Source organism: Paenibacillus sp. J2TS4, assembly GCF_018403245.1.
Taxonomy (GTDB): domain Bacteria; phylum Bacillota; class Bacilli; order Paenibacillales; family NBRC-103111; genus Paenibacillus_L.
This window is the reverse complement of sequence record NZ_BOSH01000005.1, coordinates 153,360-176,396: the sequence shown is the minus strand read 5'-3', so window position 1 is coordinate 176,396 and position 23,037 is coordinate 153,360. Positions and strand designations below refer to the sequence as shown.

General features: G+C 49.1%; 17 protein-coding genes. 15 read left to right on the top strand and 2 right to left on the bottom strand.

Annotated features, from left to right (window positions below):
* Positions 1-136: 136 nt before the first annotated feature.
* Positions 137-1,045: a LysR family transcriptional regulator gene (locus KJS69_RS13055; RefSeq protein ID WP_213584216.1), complete on the bottom strand. Its 909-nt coding sequence runs from the start codon at positions 1,043-1,045 to the stop codon at positions 137-139.
* A gap of 305 nt (positions 1,046-1,350) precedes the next feature.
* Between KJS69_RS13055 and KJS69_RS13050 the strand changes: the two genes are divergently transcribed.
* The 15 genes from KJS69_RS13050 to htpG all read left to right on the top strand — a co-directional run bounded on the left by KJS69_RS13050 (position 1,351) and on the right by htpG (position 22,018).
* Positions 1,351-2,073 (top strand): gamma-glutamyl-gamma-aminobutyrate hydrolase family protein, encoded by a 723-nt coding sequence (locus tag KJS69_RS13050; protein ID WP_213584215.1) that lies wholly within the window; start codon positions 1,351-1,353, stop codon positions 2,071-2,073.
* Positions 2,074-2,104: 31 nt separating this feature from the next.
* A complete protein-coding gene (locus KJS69_RS13045) occupies positions 2,105-3,664 on the top strand; it encodes an ABC transporter substrate-binding protein (RefSeq protein ID WP_249730498.1) in 1,560 nt (519 codons plus the stop codon).
* 123 nt (positions 3,665-3,787) lie between these two features.
* Positions 3,788-4,705, top strand: a complete 918-nt coding sequence (locus KJS69_RS13040; protein WP_213584214.1) for an ABC transporter permease — start codon at positions 3,788-3,790, stop codon at positions 4,703-4,705.
* 11 nt (positions 4,706-4,716) lie between these two features.
* Positions 4,717-5,649, top strand: coding sequence for an ABC transporter permease (locus KJS69_RS13035; protein WP_213584213.1), 933 nt, complete (start codon positions 4,717-4,719; stop codon positions 5,647-5,649).
* A gap of 29 nt (positions 5,650-5,678) precedes the next feature.
* Positions 5,679-6,680, top strand: a complete 1,002-nt coding sequence (locus KJS69_RS13030; RefSeq protein ID WP_213584212.1) for an ABC transporter ATP-binding protein — start codon at positions 5,679-5,681, stop codon at positions 6,678-6,680.
* Between the two features lie 5 nt (positions 6,681-6,685).
* Positions 6,686-7,714, top strand: a complete 1,029-nt coding sequence (locus KJS69_RS13025) for an ABC transporter ATP-binding protein (RefSeq protein WP_213584211.1) — start codon at positions 6,686-6,688, stop codon at positions 7,712-7,714.
* Positions 7,707-9,221, top strand: a complete 1,515-nt coding sequence (locus tag KJS69_RS13020; RefSeq protein WP_213584210.1) for a gamma-glutamyltransferase family protein — start codon at positions 7,707-7,709, stop codon at positions 9,219-9,221. The genes KJS69_RS13025 and KJS69_RS13020 overlap by 8 nt, the downstream gene beginning before the upstream one ends.
* Positions 9,222-9,235: 14 nt before the next feature.
* On the top strand, positions 9,236-10,657 hold the full coding sequence (locus KJS69_RS13015) for an NAD-dependent malic enzyme (RefSeq protein WP_213584209.1): 1,422 nt from the start codon (positions 9,236-9,238) through the stop codon (positions 10,655-10,657).
* A gap of 397 nt (positions 10,658-11,054) precedes the next feature.
* A complete protein-coding gene (locus tag KJS69_RS13010; protein ID WP_306434408.1) occupies positions 11,055-11,978 on the top strand; it encodes an ArsR/SmtB family transcription factor in 924 nt (307 codons plus the stop codon).
* 217 nt (positions 11,979-12,195) lie between these two features.
* The gene (locus KJS69_RS13005; RefSeq protein WP_213584208.1) at positions 12,196-13,485 is read left to right on the top strand and encodes an ABC transporter substrate-binding protein; all 1,290 of its coding nucleotides are present in this window, start codon (positions 12,196-12,198) and stop codon (positions 13,483-13,485) included.
* Between the two features lie 71 nt (positions 13,486-13,556).
* Positions 13,557-14,438, top strand: a complete 882-nt coding sequence (locus KJS69_RS13000; protein WP_213584207.1) for a carbohydrate ABC transporter permease — start codon at positions 13,557-13,559, stop codon at positions 14,436-14,438.
* An 18-nt stretch (positions 14,439-14,456) separates the two neighbouring features.
* Entirely contained in the window at positions 14,457-15,296 is an 840-nt protein-coding gene (locus KJS69_RS12995; RefSeq protein ID WP_213584206.1) for a carbohydrate ABC transporter permease, read from the top strand.
* Positions 15,297-15,308: 12 nt separating this feature from the next.
* Positions 15,309-18,044 (top strand): glycoside hydrolase family 2 protein, encoded by a 2,736-nt coding sequence (locus KJS69_RS12990; RefSeq protein WP_213584205.1) that lies wholly within the window; start codon positions 15,309-15,311, stop codon positions 18,042-18,044.
* A gap of 788 nt (positions 18,045-18,832) precedes the next feature.
* Positions 18,833-19,852, top strand: coding sequence for a PTS sugar transporter subunit IIC (locus KJS69_RS12985; protein WP_213584204.1), 1,020 nt, complete (start codon positions 18,833-18,835; stop codon positions 19,850-19,852).
* Positions 19,853-20,122: 270 nt separating this feature from the next.
* On the top strand, positions 20,123-22,018 hold the full coding sequence (gene htpG / locus KJS69_RS12980) for a molecular chaperone HtpG (RefSeq protein ID WP_213584203.1): 1,896 nt from the start codon (positions 20,123-20,125) through the stop codon (positions 22,016-22,018).
* A gap of 498 nt (positions 22,019-22,516) precedes the next feature.
* Here htpG and KJS69_RS12975 read toward each other — a convergent pair whose 3' ends face one another.
* Positions 22,517-23,026: a GNAT family N-acetyltransferase gene (locus KJS69_RS12975; protein ID WP_213584202.1), complete on the bottom strand. Its 510-nt coding sequence runs from the start codon at positions 23,024-23,026 to the stop codon at positions 22,517-22,519.
* Positions 23,027-23,037: the final 11 nt, after the last annotated feature.

The window sequence follows — 23,037 nt, the reverse complement described above, 5'->3', positions numbered from 1 at the left end:
TTGAACAGCTCATCTTAGTGTTGACATCCACAATGTATCACTAAATGGTTTAAAGAAAAAATACGAATAAATTATACATATATAAGTATGAGTTATAAAAAATGTGAGTTATTAACAAGCCCTTCAGGTGTTTTATTTACTCGGTCGATTGCTGAAATTGTTTTAGAATGTCAAGGGCATCCATAGTCAGGACAGGGGTGTTCATATTATTCCAAACGACGGATATAGAGCTGAATAGAGGGAGATTTTTTAAAGCAATTCCTTTAATTCTGTAGGATTGAAGGAGCTCGATCATATCTCTGGGCATTAAAGTGATGCCGATTCCGTTCGAAATCAGGTTAGCTGTTGTCAAGATTTCCGGACCGGCACCGATCGTTTTCGGAATGAAGCCGGCGGTTAGACAAGCGTGCTCCAACAAATAGTATAGCGCAGGCGAATGCTTCGGATCGTAATGAAGAAACGTTTCGTTCTTAAAATCCCGCAGATCCGCTTCATCTTGCAGAGCCGCGGGATGCTGTTCGAATACGGCCAGCTGCAGCGGCTGCTTCGAAAACTCCAACCATTGAAGAGGCTTTAGCAGCGATTGTTTGATATCGATCGGCGTACGGATGAAGGCCAGATGATATTCACTCTTTTGTACCAGTTCAATAGCATGGACGGATGTCGTTTCCTTTACGTAAAACTCAATAAGTTCGTGCCGTTTTTTAAGCTGTTTGATTAAAAAAGGGACGAGATGGCTTGCAGCAGAAGGGACGGTTGCGATACGGATCGTCATTTGCGGAACACTTCCCGCTTCGATCAGCTCGCGCACGGTTTTATCGATGTTTTCGAAGGAGGGAAGCAGATTTCTGTAAAGATATTCGCCTTCTTCCGTCAGCGTAACTTTCCGGGTGGAGCGGTATAGAAGCTTGATGCCGAGGTATTTTTCGAGCGCGGTTATTTGCTGGCTCAGTCCAGGCTGGGAAATGTGCAATTGTTGGGCGGCTTGACTGAAATTCAAGCAATGGGCAATTTCCAGGAAATAACGCAATGTTAAATAATTCATAGGCCAGGCAACTCCTTACTTTGTAGGGTGGTTTTCATGACATAACGGATAAGCTGAAGAACCTGCATTTTTAAAATAGATCAAGCTGTCTTTAAGATCGGAATCGGCGGAAAATATGAAAGGGCTTCCACGAAAGTTTTTCCCATTATAGCATTTCTAGTAAAAAAGCAACCATTTATAATGCAAAATTATAAGTATATAAGAATCTCGTATTTTTTAGAGTGAATTTTTGGTGTTAAAATAGTATCATAATTGAAACGCTTTCATTAATTTTCAAAATTATCATTAAGTGGGGAGGCTGTAAATTGAAACCTATTATTGGAATAACGTCCTCCATCAGAGAAGAGAGATTGGCGGTCACCGGCCAAGATTATATTCAGGCCATCGCATGGGCAGGCGGCGTGCCAGTCGTACTGCCTAATTTGTCCGATGAAGCATCTGCGGATAAGATAGCGGCAACGATTGATGGTCTGCTTTCTTCGGGGGGAAAAGATATTGATCCGACTTTGTTCGGAGAAGAACCTCATCCCCGATTAGGAGAGGTATCTCCGGAAAGAGACCGGTTCGAATCGATGATGATTGCTCGAATGCTGCAGCTCGATAAGCCGATTCTGGGCATTTGTCGCGGCTGCCAAATATTGAATGTAGTTCAAGGGGGGGATATGTACCAGGATATCCATGCTCAGCATGAGCAGACACTGCTGCAGCATCAACAAGTGGCTCCCCGGTACCACGGCTCACATTATATTGATGTTTGCGAAGGCTCCCTTCTTCATCAGATCACCGGCTCTTTACGGTATAAGGTCAACAGCTATCATCACCAGGCCGTACGAAAGATGGCCGACGGGTTCGAAATATGCGCACGTGCCAGCGATGGGATTGTTGAGGCGTTCGCAAGTGTCAAGCATCGTTTCGTAATCGGTGTGCAGTGGCATCCTGAGAACTTGTTGAGAAAAGAAGACATCTATTCCCAGAAGTTGTTTGAGGCGTTTGTTCAGGCCTGCTCGAGCGCCATTAAGGATAGTTAAGCAAGGATTAAAACAATCAGGGGGTTAGTACATGCAAACTATGAAAGCGTTTTTAAGCCTGATTTTGGCTGGAATGGTTTTATTATCCGGGTGCGGTCCGAGCAGTTCGTCCGGGGGCAGCAACAGTGACAAGAGCGGGGACGGCAAGGGCAGGCCTCTCACCATCGGAGCGCCAACGGAAATCGTATCCATGGATATATACAGTCATGGCGATCATGTCACACTGCAGGCTACAACGAACATGTACAATTCCTTGTTTAAGCGTCAGGAGAACGGGGAGATTGTCAATGATTTGGCGGAGTCCTATCAAAATATCGATGATACGACCTGGGAATTTACGATTAAGCAGGGAGTAACCTTCCATAACGGCGATCAACTGACAGCGGACGACGTGAAATTTACATTGGAAAGGGCAGCCACGGATAAGAGCTTGACCGAGAACGGCACCTTCAAAACGATTAAAGAAGTCAAAGTGATGGACGATCATAAGTTTCAAATCGTGACAAACCAACCGGATCCGATCCTGTTGAGTGTATTGGCCAGACCCGGAGCCGGCATTTATCCGAAGAATTATATCGAAGAGAAGGGTTGGGACTACTTTCAGCAGCATCCGGTCGGTACCGGTCCGTTCAAGTTCGAAGAGTGGAAAAGGGGAAGCCACATCTCCTTTGTCCCCTTTGATAATTATTACGAAGGTCCAAAACAGAATTGGAGCAAATTGACGTTTCGAATCGTGCCAGAGAGCTCCACCCGGGTTAACGAGCTTCTGACCGGTGGACTGGACCTGATTCCCGGTGTGACGAGCAACAACTGGGAGCGGATCAACAACTCAGACAAGACGAAGCTCGCTTCTTCTATCTCTCAGCGGGTAGCCTTCATCGTTCCTCGCGCGAACGAAGGCAGCCCAACGGCAGATAAGCGGGTCAGAGAGGCCATCGAGCTGGCCATTGATAATAAGGCGATTATCGATACGCTGCTCGGCGGTGAAGCGACGCCAACCCGGACGCGGGTGACACCGGGAAATTTCGGCTCCAACGAATCGTTGTATGACACTTCCTTGTATGATGTGGAACGGGCGAAGCAGCTGTTGAAAGAGGCAGGATATGAAGATGGTGTGGAATTGACTTTGCACTCAACCAGCGGACGCTATTCCAGAGATAAGGAAGTGGCCGAAATGCTAGTTGGAATGCTGGCAGAGGCGGGCATTAAAGTCAATCTGCAATTGCTCGAGTGGAGCAGTTACGTAGAGCTGAGGAACTCCGGCAAAATAGGAGATTTACATATCGTATGGCTGGCCAATTCCTACTATGACGCTCATATTATGGTCGGCGAGCATCTGACTTCTACCCGTTCCATGACTGCGATGGGATATGATAATCCGGAGCTGGCAGAATTGCTGACCCAGGCTTCGACGAACATGAATCAGGAAGAACGGGCGAAGCAATATCAGCGAGCCCAAGAGATAGTGGCAGAGGAGCGGATGAACATCTATCTCTATCTGGAGCACAATACTTATGGGGTCAGTAAATCGGTAGACTTCACACCGCGATTGGATGAAAGAATGGTAGCATACGATATGTTTGCCATGTAATGCCGACATTGATTGCAGCTCGCAGGGGTTGACGAAGGCTGGATTAGGGGCTATAGAAATAGCTCCTTTCATGCCTTTAGCCGGATTTGCGCGAGTGAAGGACGGACCCGAGGGAGGAATAAAATGAAAAGATATGCAGCCAGAAGATTGCTACAGATGATTCCGGTACTGTTTATTATTATTGCGATCGTTTTTATCCTGATGTATGTATCGGGTGATCCTGTTGTATTGATGCTGCCGGAGAATGCAACCCAGGAAGAGATAGAGGCCCTTCGCGCCGCTTTAAATTTGGATAAACCTTTTTACATTCAATTTGTCACTTTTTTGTGGAATGCGCTGCAAGGTGATTTCGGAGAATCGTTCCGCTACGGTCAGCCGGCTTTATCCTTGGTGCTGGAGAGGCTTCCCATAACGATGCTGTTGGGGGTTGTGTCCATGTTTGTCGCCATTGGCCTGGCTCTGCCTCTCGGTATCCTATCGGCTACTCGCAAAAATTCGCTTCTGGAATTATTCGTCACTGGCGGCACGGTGCTCGGGAAAGCGATGCCGAATTTTTGGGTGGGGATTATGCTGAGCCTGATTTTTAGCGTGTATCTGCAATGGTTTCCCGTGTCCGGCAGCGGAACGGCCGCGCATCTGGTTCTGCCCGCGGTTACTTTGGGCACCTCGTTTGCCGCATACATCGCCCGTTTAACACGCTCAAGCATGATTGAAGCGCTGCAGCAGGACTATGTCAGAACCGCCAAAAGCAAAGGCTTAAAAGGCTCCGTCGTCGTATACAAGCATGCCTTCCGCAATGCGCTTATTCCGGTTGTAACGATAATTATGATGCAAACCGGCGGGGTGCTTGGAGGAGCATTAATTACCGAGATGATCTTTGCCTGGCCCGGTTTAGGTCAGTTATTGGTGCAATCCATCAATGCGCGGGATATGTCCGTTGTCCAGGCCGCCATTGTCGTTATTTCTTTGATCGTCATCGTTATGAATTTAATTACTGATCTATTGTGCGGATGGCTGGATCCGAGAATTAAGTACAGATAGGGGGGACAGGGATGAATACAAGCGCACAGACAACAACTGTAGATAGCACAAGTCCGCAAATAGGCCAATCCCGGGAGCCTTCCAGGCTTTCCCGCTGGTTCAGGCTGCTGCTCCAGAGCAAGACCGGAATGCTTGGATTTCTAATCGTGGTGATCATCTTTATGACGGCGGTGTTTGCTCCTTGGCTGGCCCCTCATGATCCGGCCAAGCAGAATGTGGGGAGTATTCTCGTTCCTCCCTTTTGGCTGGAGGGTGGCAGCCTGGAATACATACTGGGGACAGATAATTTAGGCCGGGATATCCTCAGCCGCATTATTTACGGCTCGCAAGTCTCTTTATTGGTCGGGATTTTCTCAGTCGTCGTGGCCGGGGCCATCGGCCTTGCCGTCGGCTTGGCCTCCGGTTATTACGGCGGATGGGTCGACAACGTTCTCATGAGACTGGTGGATTCCTTTCTGGCCATTCCTACGATTCTGTTTTCCCTCGTCATTCTTAAAGTGGCCAACTCTTCGGGATTAATGACACTCATCATAGTACTGGGTGTTACTAACTGGGTGGCCTACGCCAGAGTCATCCGCAGCGAAGTATTGAGCTTGAAGGAAAGAGATTTTGTGCGGGCGGCGAAATCGATCGGGGTACGCGATTGGAAGATCATGTGGGTCCATCTGCTCCCCAATGTGTACTCGACCTTTATAGTGATCTCTACCCTCAGTGTAGCCACGACCATACTGGCCGAAGCTTCCTTAAGCTTCCTGGGGCTGGGCATCCAGCCGCCGGCCGTCTCCTGGGGCGGTATGCTGAGCACCGGAAGAGACTATTTGGCCGATAATTGGGGATTGGCGACCTTCCCCGGCATGGCCATCACCATCACGACGTTGGGGGTTATTTTGTTGGGGGATTGGCTTCAGGACGTTCTCGATCCCCGTTCACAAATCGAGCAATAGACAGCTTGCTCATTAGAGGGAGGTAACGAATGGATCAGAACGCTTTGGAAGTGCAGAATCTGAAAACCTATTATTATACGGAAAATGGCACGGTACCCTCCGTAGATGGGGTGACCTTTCATGTGAAGCAGGGGGAAACGCTAGGAATCGTCGGCGAATCGGGCTCCGGTAAAAGTGTCACCACCCTGTCCGTCATGAGGCTTATAGAGAAGCCGGGGAAAATTATCGCAGGGGAAATCCGCTTCGCTGGACGAAACCTGCTGGACCTGAGCGAGAGCGAAATGCGGAAAATTCGAGGAAAGGAAATTTCGATGATTTTTCAGGAGCCGCTGACGGCCTTAAACCCGGTATTCAGCGTGGGATATCAGATCCGCGAGGCGCTGATGAACCATTTAAAGCTCGATAAGGCGGCCGCCAAACAGCGTACTCTCGAACTGCTTAAACAAGTGCGAATATCCCGGCCGGAAAGCGTGTATCATGCTTATCCTCACGAGCTCAGCGGAGGCATGAGGCAAAGGGCGATGATCGCCATGGCGATTTCCTGTCACCCGCAAATACTGATCGCCGACGAGCCGACGACGGCTTTGGACGTTTCGATTCAGGCGCAAATATTGCGTATTATGAAGCAGATAATCAAGGAAGAAGGCAGCTCTATTCTATTGATTACGCATGATTTGGGGGTCATTGCCGAGATGGCGGACCGTGTCGCTGTCATGTATGCCGGGCAGATTGTAGAGCAGTGTGACGTTTATACTCTGTTCGAGGCTCCCAGGCACCCGTACACAAGGGGACTGCTGAAAAGCACGCCTAGGCTGCACCAACTGGAGGATACGCTGGACTCTATCGAGGGGACGGTTCCTAACCCGCTGTTCATGCCTTCGGGCTGCCGCTTTCATACTCGCTGCCCCTATGCCAAACCGATATGCGGGGAGCAGGAGCCGAACCTTTATGAAGAGGCATCTTCCCGGCACGAAGTGCGCTGTCTGATGCATGAACCCGAATTTGCCGGGCAATGGACCCAAGAGAGGTGATAAACATGCAGGCACCAAAACAAGACATAGAGCGGCAAGAAGGGATTTTGCAGGTTCGCCGATTGAGCAAGCATTACGAAATCAATCAGGGCTGGTTTAACAGCAAGAAGCAAATTCTGAAAGCGGTGGATCAAGTCGACCTGACAGTTTATGAGGGAGAAACGCTGGGAATCGTCGGGGAATCGGGCTGCGGCAAATCTACGCTGGGCAATATGATCGTTCATCTGACGGAGCCTACGTCAGGCTCTATCCTGTTTGATCATTCCGATTTCAGTCAAATGTCGCGTGAGAACATACGGAGGAAACGGAAAGACATCCAGATGATTTTCCAGGACCCATACTCCTCCCTTAATCCCCGCATGAAGATATTCGATATTATCGCCGAACCGCTGCGCACGCATCGGGTAGCCGAAGGGGAACGACTGAAGGAAGAGGTTTATAAAATTATGGATGCCGTAGGCCTGTCACCGGATTATGCTTACCGTTATCCGCATCAGTTCAGCGGAGGTCAGCGGCAGAGAGTCGGCATCGGCAGGGCGATCGCACTAAAGCCAAAGCTGATCGTCTGTGATGAGCCGGTATCGGCCTTGGATGTATCCATCCAATCGCAGATTCTTAATCTGCTCTCCGTCCTGCAGAAGCGATACCGGTTGACTTATATTTTTATCGCGCACGGGCTGCCGGCGGTAGGTTACATTAGTGATCGCATTGCCGTGATGTACCTGGGCAAAATCGTAGAGATTGGCAACAAGCATGAGCTGCTTAGCCGTCCCGCTCACCCTTATACGGAGGGGCTAATGGCCTCCATCCCGGTATCCGACCCGAAATTGCGCGGCAGCTCGGAGAAGGCTCTCGAGGGAGAACTGCCGAATCCGCTCCATCCGCCGGCAGGATGCCCCTTTCACCCGCGCTGCGCCTATGCGACGGAACGGTGCAAAAGTGTGACCCCATCTCTGCAGCCGGTAACTGCGGAACGGCTGGTCGCTTGCCATCATCCCTTGAACAGGGAGCAGGAGGTGATGATCAATGGATAAGCCATATTCGTACGGAGTAAGTGCCGCTCATTCTCTCGCCGTGGAGGCCGGGATGTCGGTTCTGGAAGCCGGGGGAAATGCGGTCGATGCGGCGATTGCCGTCTCCTACATGCTGGGAGTGGTCGAGCCCTATGCTTCGGGGATCGGCGGCGGGGGAGTGATGCTCGTCGTTCCACCGGAAGGCAGCGATCCGGTCATTTGCGACTATCGGGAGATAGCTCCGATGTCGGGTATTGTTTCCCCTCAGCAAGTCGGAGTGCCAGGCTTCGTCCGAGGAATGGGGGAACTTCACCGCCGATTCGGAACAGTCGACATGTCTGAACTCCTTGATCCGGCCATTCAGGCGGCGGAGTCGGGCTTTCCCGCCGGTGCGGCGCTCCATCGCCAGTTAGTGAACACGCAGCATCTTCCGGCAGAGTGCTTTCCTGAATTTTTTCCGGACGGAGAACCTTTGCGTACCGGAGAGAGATTGCAGCAGCCGCTGCTGGCCGAGACGATGCGAATGATTCGGGACAAGGGAGCCCGCTGGTTCTACGAAGGAGAGCCCGCCCGGCGGATCAGCGAGCTGGTGGAAGGGATGGAGCCCGGGGATTTTCAGGCATACCAGGTATTATTCAGAGAACCGGTAAGGGCAAGTTATGACCGCTTTGATTTAGTCACCTGCCCACCCCCCTTCGGCGGCTTGACGCTGATTCAGGCTTTGAAGCTGAGCGAAAGGCTTCAGGTATCCGACCGTTCGGGGGACTCGGCGGACTATTTGCATCTATGGGGAGAGATTTTCAGCCAATGTTATGCGCTTAGAAAAACGACGATGGGTGACCCCGACTTTTGCGATCTATCCGTATCCGGGCTTCTTGATCGTGAACTGCTTGAAAGGATGGCGGCGAACGTCCGGCCGGATGTTGTATCTGCGCAGGCGGCGCAAGAAGATGTCGCTAACACGACTCATTTTTGCGTGGCTGACCGTCAGGGGATGGTCGTCTCCGCCACCAATACGATCGGCGGTTTTTTCACTACCGGCTTGACGGAGGGCGGCTATTTTCTCAATAACCAATTGCGCAATTTTACGGACAGTGAAGAATCTCCTAACCGGCCGGAGCCGGGCAAGCGGCCGCAAAGCTTTGTTTGCCCTACCGTGCTGCGCAGTCCGGAACATACGATTGTGATCGGATCGGCCGGAGGCAAGAGGATTCCCATGGTGCTTGCGGCAATCCTGAACCAAATCGCAGCCAAGGGCTCCAGCCTTGTGGAGGCGGTTGCCGCTCCGCGATTTTTTATCGATCAGAATGAGGTTTATTTGGAGGCAGAGCCGCCAGCCGTATTGGAAAAGAGACTGGTGCAGCTTGGCTACGAGGTGAAACATCATCCGGATGCGATGTTTTATGGAGGCGTTCACGGGCTGATGCTTTTGCATGAATCCCGTACATTGCTTGGTGCAGCGGATCCGAGAAGAGGAGGAGCCAGTCGGGCGGTTGAAGCCATGCCGGAGGCAAGGTCAAAAAAATAACGGGAGGTAATCCAATGCAAGTATCTTCATTGGTTCAAGGGAAGAATATCATTCTCCGGATTGAAATGGATTCGCACATCAAGTTCGCCGAAGTGGCCGCGGCTGTGGCCGAAGCCGGCGGAGATATTGTGGCGATCGATATTGTGGAGGCGGGCAAGAACGAAACGGTCAGGGATATTACAATCAATGTAGCGGATGCAGGGCTGACCCGGCAAATTACGGAGGCGTTCTCCCAAATAGCGGGACTCCGGCTCATTCACGTATCGGATCGCACCTTCTTGCTTCATTTGGGAGGAAAGCTGGCTACGGTTCCTAAAAGCCCGATACAAAACCGCGATGATTTATCCCGAGTGTATACCCCGGATGTCGCGCGAGTATGCGAGGCTATACGAGAGGATCCGGGCAAGGCGCATACTCTAAGTATAAAGAAGAACACGGTAGCGGTTATCTCCGATGGAAGCGCAGTGCTTGGCCTGGGGAACATCGGACCAAGGGCGGCTATGCCCGTCATGGAAGGAAAGGCGGTGCTGTTCAAGCAATTCGCAGATATAGACGCTTTTCCTATCTGCCTGGAGACGCAGGATACAGAGGAAATTATCCGCACGGTCAAAAACATTTCCACAGCTTTCGGCGGGATCAACCTTGAAGATATTTCTTCTCCCCGCTGCTTTGAAATCGAAAAACGGCTTAGGGAGGAACTGGATATTCCGGTCTTCCACGATGATCAACATGGTACCGCGGTTGTCATGTATGCCGGGTTAATCAATGCGCTCAAGCTGGTTAACAAATCGATTAGCGATATTAAGGTCGTTGTGTGCGGAATCGGAGCGGCCGGAGTAGCTTGCGCGAATATATTGCTCGCTGCGGGTGTTACAGAACTTATTGGAGTGGATCGTAAAGGGATTCTAGTCTCTGGAGAGGCCTATGAGAATCCGATGAAGCAATGGTTTGCTGCCCATACGAATCCGAAACGGATTACCGGAACGCTGCAGGATGCCTTGCATGGGGCGGATGTATTTATTGGTGTTTCTTCCGGCGGTCTGCTTGCGAGAGAAGATGTGAAGACGATGGCCCCGGATCCGATCATCTTTGCCATGGCGAATCCGACTCCCGAAATTCTTCCGGAAGCGATTGAAGACATTGCGGCCGTAGTAGCAACCGGGCGTTCGGATTATCCGAATCAAATTAATAATGTGCTTTGTTTCCCAGGTATCTTCCGGGGTGCGCTCGATTGCCGGGCATCGGAAATTAACGAACCGATGAAGCTGGCGGCAGCCGAAGCGATTGCTTCTATAGTTAGTGATGAGGAGAGAAATAAGCATCATATTATTCCGAGCGTATTTAATCCGAAAATTGTCAAGGCGGTCAGGGAGCGCGTAGTAGAAGCGGCGCTAGATACGAGAGTGGCCAGAAAAATTCCAAAGGAATATAGGTAAGACGACCTTTTCATCGTACTAGCTAGAAGTCCGGCGACAAAGAGGGCGAATAACCTGACTACTTTGATTCCGTTAAAATGTTTCCTGGGGAATGACTGAGAAGGCATTCGGCGCAAAATAGATGCATATGCCTTTAATTCGCGGGGCCTGAGGCATTTTGGTGCGACATGATGGCTGACCTTCGTTCTCAAGTCCGGCCTCCCACTCTATCCAGTGGGAGGTTTTTTGTGCTTATCTATTTTCTCCTATTTCGTCCCATTTTATCATTGGTATCTCCCACACTTAAATCCAGTCGAACAGCCAATTAACTAGCTCTCCAAGCTTCCAATCACTCCCTTTTTTGAATAGTACTGATTTTCTGGTATTATTATAAGTATTGTTGTAATAAAAATGGGAGGTGTCCAAAATCAAAGTATTGCACCTGACTATGGATCAAGCAGTGGAAATAAGCAAAGTGATCGCTAATGAGCATCGTATGAACATTTTAAAAATATTAAGTACAGGTCCGCATAATGTAAATGAATTATCCGAAAAGCTTGGACTTCCCTTTTCCACGACAGCGGTGAACGTAAAGAAGCTGGAAGAAGTGAATCTGATTATTACCGAGCTGGTACCCGGCAGGGGAACCCAGAAAGTGAACTCCAAAAATTATGATCGCATAATTATCGATTTATTCACAGATGATAAACAGAAGGAAAAAAATATCATTACGATAGACATGCCCATCGGAGAATATGTGGATTGTCAGGCTGAAGCGAGCTGCGGCCTGGTGGGCGATCGCGATTATATCGGCATTCAAGATGATCCGCGTTCCTTTTATGAGCCGGGAAGAAGGGAAGCGCAGCTGCTTTATTTTCGAATCGGCTATGTAGGATACCGATACCCTAACCGCATTCCTTATGGAGCCAGGGCGACGGAGATTGAATTCAGCGCCGAAATTTGTTCGGAGGCTCCTTATCATAAATTGGACTGGCCTTCGGATATTACGATGTGGGTGAATGATATCGAAATAGGCACCTGGACCTCCCCCGGGGATTTTGGAGGGCAAAGGGGCTTCAATACGCCGGAGTGGTGGTTGACCTACTTTACGCAGTACGGGCTGCTGAAGCATTGGAAGATTAATCAGAACGGGAGTTTTATAGACGGAGTCAAAATTTCTGAAGTCACTGTCGATGACCTCAACCTCAACGAAAAACCGTATATCTCCTTACAGATCGGGGTGAAAAAAGATGCGGTCAATGCGGGGGGACTCAATTTATTTGGGCCGAATTTCGGAAATTATAGGCAAGGAATAATTATGAATATTCGTTACGACACTTAAACTATAGAATAAATATTGTTACAATTAAAATAATAATAAAACGACAAAAGAAAAACTAAATGCAGTTTTTCTTTTGTTTTTTACAATAATTTCATGAAAAGGCAGCTTGAACAACAAATTTCGAGCTTTTATTACAAAATATATTGATATAAAACAATTATTAATGTTATATTGGAACTGCAGAAATCAAATTCACTGGTTTAGGGGGAAAAAGAGAATGAAGAGAGCAGCGCACCAACTTGTAATCGCCATCATGATTCTAAGCTTGGCTTTGGCCGGATGCTCAGCCAAAAACCCGCAGGACGGCAATAAAGGCGCCTCTGAATCGGGAGGAACCAATGAAGTCGTTCAACTCAAATATTGGGTCCCGTTCAGCGGATCGGATGGAGAATTCATGGAGAACATGGTTAAAGCGTTCAATGAATCCCAAAGTGAAATTAAAGTCGAGTTCATGAACAACAACTGGGACAATTATTATCCGAAGCTGTTATCGTCACTTGTATCCAAGTCCGCACCGGATGTGGCCGTTGCCCACGTGTCGCACTTGGCCGAGCTGATGCCGACCAATATGATTGAATCGATTGATGATTTGGCGGCAGATGCCGGGCTGGATTGGTCGACCTATGCCAAAAATCAGGAGAATGCGGTCGTCCGCGACGGTAAGCATTATGCGATTCCGCTCGACACTCATGCGGTAATCATGTACTACAACAAGAAGTACCTGGGTGAAGCGGGGCTTCTGAATGAAGACGGAAGCATCAAGATGGAGCCGGGGGCAGAAGGCTTCACAGAGATGCTGAGAACCTTGAAGCAGAATTTGCCTAATGACGTTTCGCCAATGATCGTAGGAAGCAACAACGTCTTTACGTACTGGATCTGGTACGCGCTTGTTCAGCAGCAAGGCGGCACGTATTTTAAAGACGGTCAACCGACTATTGATACACCGGAAGGCAAGCAAGCGATGGAACTGATGCAGACCTGGCTCAAGGAAGGTCTGATGCCGGCTGATATCGGTGACAACAGCTATGATATTTTCAAAACATCTAAAGCAGCGGTAACCTTCACCGGAGTATGGGCTACGGGGAACTTCGAGAAGGAAGCCTCGCTCGATTTTGCCGCCGCTCCCTTCCCGCAGCTTTATGATCAACCGGCCGCTTGGGGAGATTCGCATACCTTGATTATTCCTAAGCAGGATGACCATAAGAAACAAGTCGCGGCGGTCAAATTCGCCGATTGGTTAGCCTCGAACGGTGCCATGTGGGCACAAGCGGGACATGTTCCTGCCAAGCCGTCCGTTCTCGAATCGGAGGATTACAAAGCATTGCCTTATCGCGCGGACTATGCAGCGGTAATGGATGACGTGAAGTATATGCCGGATTCCCCAAAGCTGGGGGCGGTTAACGACGCGGTTCTTGAATCGCTAGTCAAAATTAACTACGGCCAAGCGAGCGTAGACGAAGGACTGCAAGAGGCGCAAAAGAAAGCCGAGCAGCTGATGAGCAGATAATCAAACCCTTTGGCGATGATGTGGGATGCCGCCTGGCATTCCGCATCCTGCCATAGGAAGGAGCGAGACGCATGAAGCAATGGAAAAGCCATAGGTTGGAACATTATTTGACTGCTTTGGCCTTTATGGCTCCTTTCATGATTCTCTACTTATGGTTTTGGATCTATCCGATTATTAAAGGATTTTTAACGAGTCTGTCCACCGGCAGCTTCGGTGCGGAGAAAACCTTTGTCGGCTTGCAAAATTACAATCATATGATGTCGGATGATAAATTTTGGAGTTCTTTTTGGAATACCTTATATTTTATTGTCATCTCTACCCCCTCGATCGTTATTCTGGGGCTGGGAATGGCTCTGCTGGTCAATATGAAGCTGAAAGGAACGACCTTCCTCCGCACCGCTTTTTTTATGCCATATATGCTCTCCGTATCGGTTATCGGGAGTATTTGGGTGTTTATTTTGCAATCCAAAACCGGTCTGATCGCGGAAACGCTAAGCTCATTAGGAATAACCACCCAAATTTCCTGGTTTGGGAGCTGGGGGATGGGCTGGCTTTCGATCCTGATCGCCACGCTTTGGTGGACGGCAGGATTTAATATGGTTCTGTTTCTGGCCGGACTTCAGGAAATACCGGACGACTTATATGAAGCAGCAGATATCGACGGCGCCAATGGATGGGCGAAATTCCGCTACATTACGCTGCCTTCGCTGAAGGGAGTCACCACGTTGGTCGTGATTCTCCAAACAATTGCTTCCTTCAAGCTTTTTGGCCAGACGTGGCTTATTACCAAAGGCGGACCGGGAACATCCACAACGCCGCTCGTTCACTATATTTATCAGATCGCCTTTCGGCAATGGGATACGGGGTATGCCGCAGCGGTATCTTTCGTTCTATTCCTGACCATTGCTTTGATTTCGCTAATTCAATACAGGCTGATGATGAGCAGGGACTAGGGAAGAGGTGAATTAAGCGTGAGTACAATACAACGAAGGAAGAACGGCAGGATTGGGGCTTATATTATTGGCTACGTATTAGCTTTGTTCATGCTGGCGCCGCTCGTATGGATGTTTATATCCGCGTTCAAGCCCCCCGGATCCACAGTGACAGTTCTCGGCAAACTATTCGCTCCGCCGTTCACCCTGGACAGTATTATTAAAGTTCTGAAACCCGACGGAACAGCAATGATGTGGCGATGGACATTGAACAGCGTCATTGTCGGCGTCGTGCAGACGGCGATTACCGTCTTATTCAGTTCATGGGCGGCCTATGCGGTTTCCCGCATTCCTTTTAGAGGAAAGACCATTGTCTTCGCGATTATTCTGGCTGGATTGATGGTGCCTGTAGAGTCGATCGTCGTCCCCTTATTCGATATGATCGTCGATCTCGGTTGGGTCAACAGCTATCATGCGCTGATTTGGCCGGGGATGATGCTGCCGCTCGGTTTTCTGATTCTCAAGCAGTTTATCGATCAACTGCCGAACGAATTGCTGGAAGCGGCGAGGATGGATGGAGCGGGAACCTTCACGATCTGGTGGAAAATGATTTGGCCTCTGTCCCGAAGCTCGATGGCTGCGGTCAGTATCTTTATTTTCGTGCAGTCCTGGAATAACCTGCTCTGGCCGCTGCTGGTAGCTCAGGAAACTTCCATGATGACTCTGCCGGTCGGAATCCCGACGTTCCAAAGCATCTTCGCTACGGATCTGGCTGTTCCTATGGCCTCCAACGTTCTGGCGAGCATCCCTGCTTTACTTGTATTTTTGCTCTTCCAACGGCATATAATCAAAGGAATTTCAATGACAGGCATCAAATAATGGGGGAGAAACATGAGAGAGAAACATAGCTTAAACGGATCTTGGAAATTTCAAATTGACCGCAAGGATCAAGGAGAAAGGCAGGCCTGGTTTGCGGAAGGATTGCCCGATTCCCGGCAGGTCGAGGTGCCGCATATATGGCAAAGAGAAGAGGAATATGTGCATTATTGCGGCGCTGCTTGGTACGAGAAGTCGTTTGTTGTGGATCCAATCCCTGCGGGGAAAAGAATGCACCTGTTTTTTGGAGCTGTCGATTTTCAGGCCCGGGTATGGTTGAATGGAACTTACATCGGGGAGCACGAAGGTGGATTTACACCATTTGAATTTGACGTGTCTGAGGCTATTGTTTATGGGGAAATGAATCGCCTGACGGTGAGAGTATTTGACCCGGAGGATAATGCAGAAATCCCGATTGGCAAGCAAGGCAGCTGGTATACGAGAATAAGCGGGATTTGGCAGGAGGTTTTCCTCGAGTTACGTTCCGAATGCTTCATCCAATATGCCCATGTTCATCCGAATATTGACGAGGAGTCGATTAAGACGCAACTGGTCGTTGCAGGTGAGTTCAAGGAGCCTGTCATCGTGGAATATACGGTAACGGATCATCAGGAACCGCAGCGCATCCATGCGACCTTGCGGGAAACCATTGAGGCTAACCAGACTTACCATCACCTCTCCATTCCAAATCCGGTTCTGTGGTCTCCGGAGCAGCCTCATCTATACGACCTGATCGTAACGATTAAAGAAGACGAGGATGTTATCCTTGATGAGTATAGAACCCATTTTGGCATGAGGAAAATCGAATTCGCCCAGGGTCAGCTTATGCTCAACCACAAGCCGCTTTACATGCGGGGGGCGTTAGATCAAGCCTATTATCCCGACACGATCTATGTTGCGCCATCCGATGAATGGATACAGAATGAAATCCGGCTCGCTAAGGAGATGGGATTCAACCTGCTGCGGAAGCATATCAAAATCGAGATTCCCCGCTATCTGTATTGGGCAGACCGAATGGGAATGCTGATCTGGGCGGAACCGCCGAATACGGTCAAATGGTCGGCTCAGAGCAGACAACGGTTCTACCAGGAGCTTCGCGGAATGATCGAGCGGGACTTCAATCATCCATCTATTCTTATATGGTCTCTATATAATGAGGAGTGGGGATTGGAGTGGGATTTGGCGAACGACCGGGAAAAGCAGGAGCACGTAAAGAGCCTGTACGATGATATCAAAAAGCTCGATCCTACGCGCTTGATATGCGACAATTCCGGATGGATTCATGTCCGAACGGATATTAACGACTACCACCGTTATTTCGTGGTGCCGGAGCAAATCGAAGAGTGGAGATCGGATCTGGACCAATATATGGCGGGAAGTCCCGAGAAAAATTACGTGCAAGGCTATAAACCGCAGGAAGAGCCTATTATTGTATCTGAATTCGGAGTATGGGGGCTGCCCAGCGTTCAGAAATTAATAGAATACTATAAGGGAGAGCCTTCATGGTTCGCCAACCTGGGGGACGATACCCATCGAGAGGATTTCAAAAAGCCTCTGACCGCCTTTCAGAACTTTGAAAAATATCAGTTAGACCGAATCTTCGGGGATATCGAAAATTTATCGGTTTACTCCCAACGCAGGATGTACCGGGCCGTTAAATCCTTGATTGAAGAAATGCGCAAACGGCCGCAAATCAACGGATATGTCGTTACCGAGTTTACGGATGTAGAGTGGGAGACGAACGGATGGCTGGATTACACGCGGAGCCTGAAGTCCGGCTTCGATAAGGCGGCCGAATTTAACGGAAGCTTCATCGTTATGGCCGATCGAGTGAACCGCAATCTCTGGTGCGGGGAAGAGCAGGCGTGGGATATCATTCTGTCCAATAACGACCTGCGGCCAATTCAAGGAATATTGAAATGGGAGATTCCCGGTACAGAGTTATCCGGAAGCATCGAATTGAACGAGGGAAGCCAGGCTTATGTCAAATTGCCGGAAGCAATCCGGTTCACCGTTCCTACGGTGTCGAAATCTTCCTTCTATACCTTGAAGCTGACGGTTACGATGAATGGACAAATCGCGGCAAGCAATGAGGAAGAGCTGACGATTTCGCCGCGAAGCAAGGTATCCCCGGTCACTGTGTGCGCGTATAAGATGGATCCGGAATTCCAAGCCTCTCTTGAAGCAAGCGGGATGGTGCTGACTGAGCATATTTCATCAGCGGAAGCGGTGGTTACCTCCGTGCTGGATGAAGCGGTGCTGGAATATTACCGCAATGGCGGTCATGTGCTGTTCCTGGCTGAGGAAGGAGATCATTTGTCGGACAAAGGCCAGTTTACGTTCCGTGAGCTGGTGCCAGGCGAAAGCTGGGACCGCACCTCCTCCTTTAACTATGTCGATCCGAAGTTCTTCGGCGACCTCCCTCTTCGACATGAGATGGGATGGGAGATGGAGGAGCTGTATCCGGAATATATTGTTCCCTTCAGCAACTATAATAAACTGGGAGGCACGATCGGACGGGTGGTCTATATGTTTGGCAATGAGAACCTGACCGAGACCAGCGAGATCATCTCCGGATACTTCCAGGGATGGATCGGGCAGGCCGGGGGCTCCCTGATCGTCCAAAGAAGCTCCCGAGGCCGTCTCATCTTAACTACCTGGAAGCTGAAGAACAACTATGGCAAACATCCGATCGCCACGCAAATCGTTAACTCCTTGCTCTTGAAGAGTCAAGCAAAGGATGAAGAGTAAAGCTTGCAAAGTAAAAAGCTTGTGGAGCAAAGCGTGAAGAGTAGTTGTAGAGCAAAGCGTGAAGAGTAGTTGTAGAGCAAAGCGTGAAGAGTAGTTGTAGAGCAAAGCGTGAAGAGTAGTTTGTAGAGCAAAGCGAGAAGAGTAGAAAGCTTGGAGAGTAAACTAGTAGATAGGAACAAATAGTGCTGAGAGCAGCTCGAAACAGCTTGAAGAGCAACAGAGTTAGAAGGATAAAAAAGCTCAGAGATTCAAATAAAGCTTGAAGAGTTAACAGAGTTTGAATCATTTCTGCTGGGGGGCATAAGCCCCCCCTTTTCGTCTTGATTGATCCATTCGAGCCGTTGCTGCAGGAAAACAGCTTATCAAATCATACCGACTTCATCACATAGCCAACGGAACAACCCGCCTCGTGGCACCCCACCGAGGCATAGATGGCTAAATGGTCGCAGAATAGGACAACTGCTGGTGCCGCGTTAGCACGCACGGCATAGGGGTCTAAATGGATTTCATGCAGCTAGTTTGCTCCGTTTGAGGTTAAAAACGAAAACTAAATGGAAAACCTCCATCTATTTTTGACTAAAAGAGGGATATCAGAAAAAAACCTCCATTTTAAATGCAGTTTTTCCATCTAATTTAGTAATTTACGCCATTTGCTTCAATTTACCTACATAAAATACAGTTAGACGCTACCCACTTCCGCTTTAAAGAAGGGTTTTCCAATCCAGTTGTGGAAAAGGACTAGGGGATTCTTCAACAAGGACTCTTAATTGAAGTTTGGAGGAAGCGAAATGCACAGCTTTTTGAAGCGAAAAGGGGTTCGGCTGACTGCGAAAGCCTATATTAGAGATGCGCTTAGTTATATGGCGCTGGGGCTATTTGCGTCGCTGATTATCGGGCTGATACTGCGAACGATCGGCGAGCAGGCCGGTTGGCCGCTGTTTGCGGAGATGGGGCAGCTGGCCATGGGCTTAATGGGGCCGGCGATTGGCGCGGCCATCGCCTTCGGACTCGGGGCTCCGCCGCTGGTCTTGTTTGCAGCGGTAGCTACGGGGGCGGCGGGGGCAGAATTTGGCGGTCCGGCCGGCAGCTATATCGCAGCATTGCTATCGGTGGAGATAGGCAAGCTGGTCAGCAAAGAGACGAAGGTGGACATTATCGTTACCCCTTTTGTAACGATCCTTACCGGTTTTTTTGCAGCCAAATTTATAGGCCCCGCGATTGCGAATGCGATGACGACGTTCGGCAGCTGGATCGTCTGGGGGACGGAGCAGAAGCCGCTCATTATGAGCATTCTGGTCGCGACCTTAATGGGGCTCGCGTTGACGGCGCCTATATCCAGCGCAGCGATTGCGTTCATGCTGGATTTAAGCGGGTTAGCCGCCGGGGCGGCAACGATTGGCTGCAGTGCGCAGATGATCGGCTTTGCGGTCAGCAGCTACCGGGACAATAAAGTGGGCGGACTGCTCGCGCAAGGACTGGGCACTTCGATGCTGCAGGTGCCGAATATCGTCCGCTATCCGCTAATATTGATTCCGCCGACAGTGGCGGGAATCATCCTTGCGCCGATCGGCGCGACCGTCTGGCCCATGTTGAACAACGCCGCCGGAGCCGGAATGGGGACCAGCGGTCTCGTCGGTCAGATTATGACCTTGACGACGATGGGCTTTTCCACTGCGGTGCTCGTTCAAATCATTGTGCTGCATTTTATCGGACCGGCCGTCATCAGTTGGATTCTGTCGGAATGGATGAGAAAGCGGGGCTGGATCCAGCCGGGGCACATGCGTATTTATACGGGTGAACGGTCGTAGAGGAGCAGGATCGCTCAATGTTTGAAGCTTCGGGGGCACTTTCCTTCGGGACGGAAGGATGGCTTTCTTTAGCGCCACATATATAGAAGACCCTCTCCGTCCTTGCCTTTTATGAATTCTGTCGTGGAATCTCTCGTGGATTCTTTCATAACGATTGTCCCAGGATGTATTGACATAAAGAGGGAGAAATGCTATAAAACTAATGACTGGCACTCGATGTGTGAGAGTGCTAACGATTTATATTAGGAATAATGGAAAGGGGAGATAGCTATGGCTAAAAAACAGTTCAAAGCAGAATCGAAGCGACTTTTGGAAATGATGATTAACTCTATTTACACCCATAGAGAAATCTTTTTAAGAGAGTTGATTTCCAATGCCAGTGATGCGATAGATAAAATCTACTACAAGGCTCTGACCGACGAGCAGATGGTGTTCGACAAGGACAACTACTATATCCAGGTGAAGCCTGACAAGACCAACCGGACATTAACGATTTCCGATACAGGGATCGGGATGAGCAAGGAAGAGCTGGAAAATAATCTTGGCGTTATAGCGAAGAGCGGATCGCTTGCTTTCAAGAAAGAGAACGAATCCAAGGATGGCCATGAGATCATCGGACAATTCGGCGTCGGATTCTATTCTGCTTTTATGGTGGCCGATGTGGTCACGGTCATTACGAAAGCATTAGGCAGCGACGAGGCTTACAAGTGGGAGTCCAGAGGAGCGGACGGGTATACGATCGAGCCATGTGAGAAAGAAACGGTCGGGACCGAGATCATTCTGAAGATTAAGGAAAATACAGAGGATGATCAGTACGACGAATACCTGGAGGAATACCGCCTGAAGGCGATTATCAAAAAATACTCCGACTTCATCCGTTACCCCATCCGCATGGAGGTGACCAGTTCCCGGCTTAAAGAAGGCAGCGACAATGAATTCGAGGAATACCAGGAAGAGCAGACCGTCAACAGCATGGTTCCGATTTGGAAAAAGAATAAAAGCGAGCTCACAGAAGAGGATTACGCCAACTTCTATACCGAGAAGCGTTATGGCTTTGACAAACCGCTCAAGCATATTCACATCAGCGTAGAAGGCACCGTGAGCTACAATGCGATTATGTTCATCCCGGAGAGCATCCCTTACGATTATTACACGGCCGAGTTTGAAAAAGGGCTGGAGCTGTATTCCAACGGCGTATTAATTATGAACAAGTGCTCCGATTTGCTTCCGGATTATTTCAGCTTTGTTAAAGGCATGGTCGATTCGGAAGATCTGTCGCTTAACATTTCGCGGGAAATGCTGCAGCATGACCGCCAGCTTAAGCTGATCGCCAAGAATATCAAGAACAAAATTAAAGGTCAACTGCAAAGCCTGTTGAGAGATGAAAGAGAGAAGTACGAGGAATTTTTCAAGCAGTTTGGCCGCCAGTTAAAATACGGAGTTTACAGCGACTATGGAAGTCATAAAGAGGATTTGCAGGACCTGCTGATGTTCTATTCCTCCAAAGAGAAAAAGCTGGTCACTTTGGACGATTATGTATCGAGAATGCCCGAAGATCAGAAATACATTTATTATGCTTCCGGGGAAACGATCGAAAGAATCGAGAAGCTTCCGCAGACAGAGCTCGTAGCCGAGAAAGGTTTTGAAATCCTGTACTTTACCGAGGATATCGATGAATTCGCCATTCGAATGCTGACGAACTATAAAGAGAAGGAATTCCGATCGGTATCGAGCGGCGACTTAGGAATCGAATCCGAGGATCAGACGGATAACGCGGAAGCCGGGGAAGAGGAAGATAACAAAGATCTGTTCGAGGCTATGAAGGACATTTTGTCGGGTAAAGTAAAAGAGGTCAGGGTGTCCAAACGGTTAAGATCACACCCGGTATGTCTGTCCACCGATGGCGAAGTGACGATCGAGATGGAAAAGATATTGAAATCGATGCCGAACAATCCGAATGTGCAGGCCGAGAAAGTACTGGAGATCAATAAAAATCATGAAGTTTTCGCGTCGTTAAAAAATGCCTTTGAAAAAGATAAAGAGAAGCTGAATCTATTCACCAACCTGTTGTATAATCAGGCTCTCTTGATCGAGGGATTAGCGGTTGAGGATCCAGTGCAGTTTACTAATGATGTATGCCAAATCATGGTATCCTCCAGCCAATAAAGCGAATTTCCATAATGAATTAACAAGCTGGCATCGATTTCCGATGCCAGCTTGTTCTGCGTGTGCCGCAATAGTTTGAATTACAGGTTGAGTGCTCGGCGGCTGCCGATTATGACTTCGCCGCGGATGTTCTCAATTGCTCGTTTTGTTGAAGCAGTTTGGAAATATGGCTCTTTCCCGACTTATTGATGAAACTTTTCGGTGGAATCATGGGCTGCACCTCCTTTCTATTTTGAAGCGACTCGCTGCCCTCTTGTCAATATCTTAGCGGATCACACCGTCCGATTCTGTATTTTCGATTACATTTCCCCAGTTTCTTCGTAGTTTAATTTCGCTGGAGGAGTGCCGATCTCCGCGAAGCGGTCTAAGAGCGCAGAAAGCTAGCTTCGTAAGCATGGGCTGGTTTAGTAGATCGTTTCCTCGGAGGATTTATTAGATCCAAACGATCTGGGAACAACAGCGATTGGAACCCCATCCGTTTCTCGCAACTGCATTAATTTACCGCTCTTTTAAATATTGAAGCAGCTGATCGAAATCGGTGGAATATACGTTCTCGCTTCCAAAGTAGCCCTCGCTACTGCCGACAATATGGGCAAACTTGGAATAAAGCCGGTTTAGGTAGGCATTGTCCGCCAGGGCATGAAATTGCACCGTCTTGACCTGCCGGTTCTCCTCGGCGATCAGACAGATCATGTCCTGGAATCCTTTCAAGAAAACTCGGCCGCTCCGATATTCCTTATTAATAATAACGGAGTCGATAAAGGCCAGCTCACCGTGAGGGTCGAACTCGTAATCGGCCGTGGCATACCAGTAATTGACCCAGCCAATCAACTGATTGTGACGGTCCATAGCCAGCAAGATCCGACAGTTGTTAATGATGCCCAAGAAATGCTCCAAAGCTTCGGCAAATGAAAATCGGCTGTGAAATTCCGTACTGTGCCGGATAAGAAACAGAGTAAACTGCGCGAAATCTTCATCGCTTTCGCAGCGTTTCATGTAGGAATACATAGGGCGTGAGC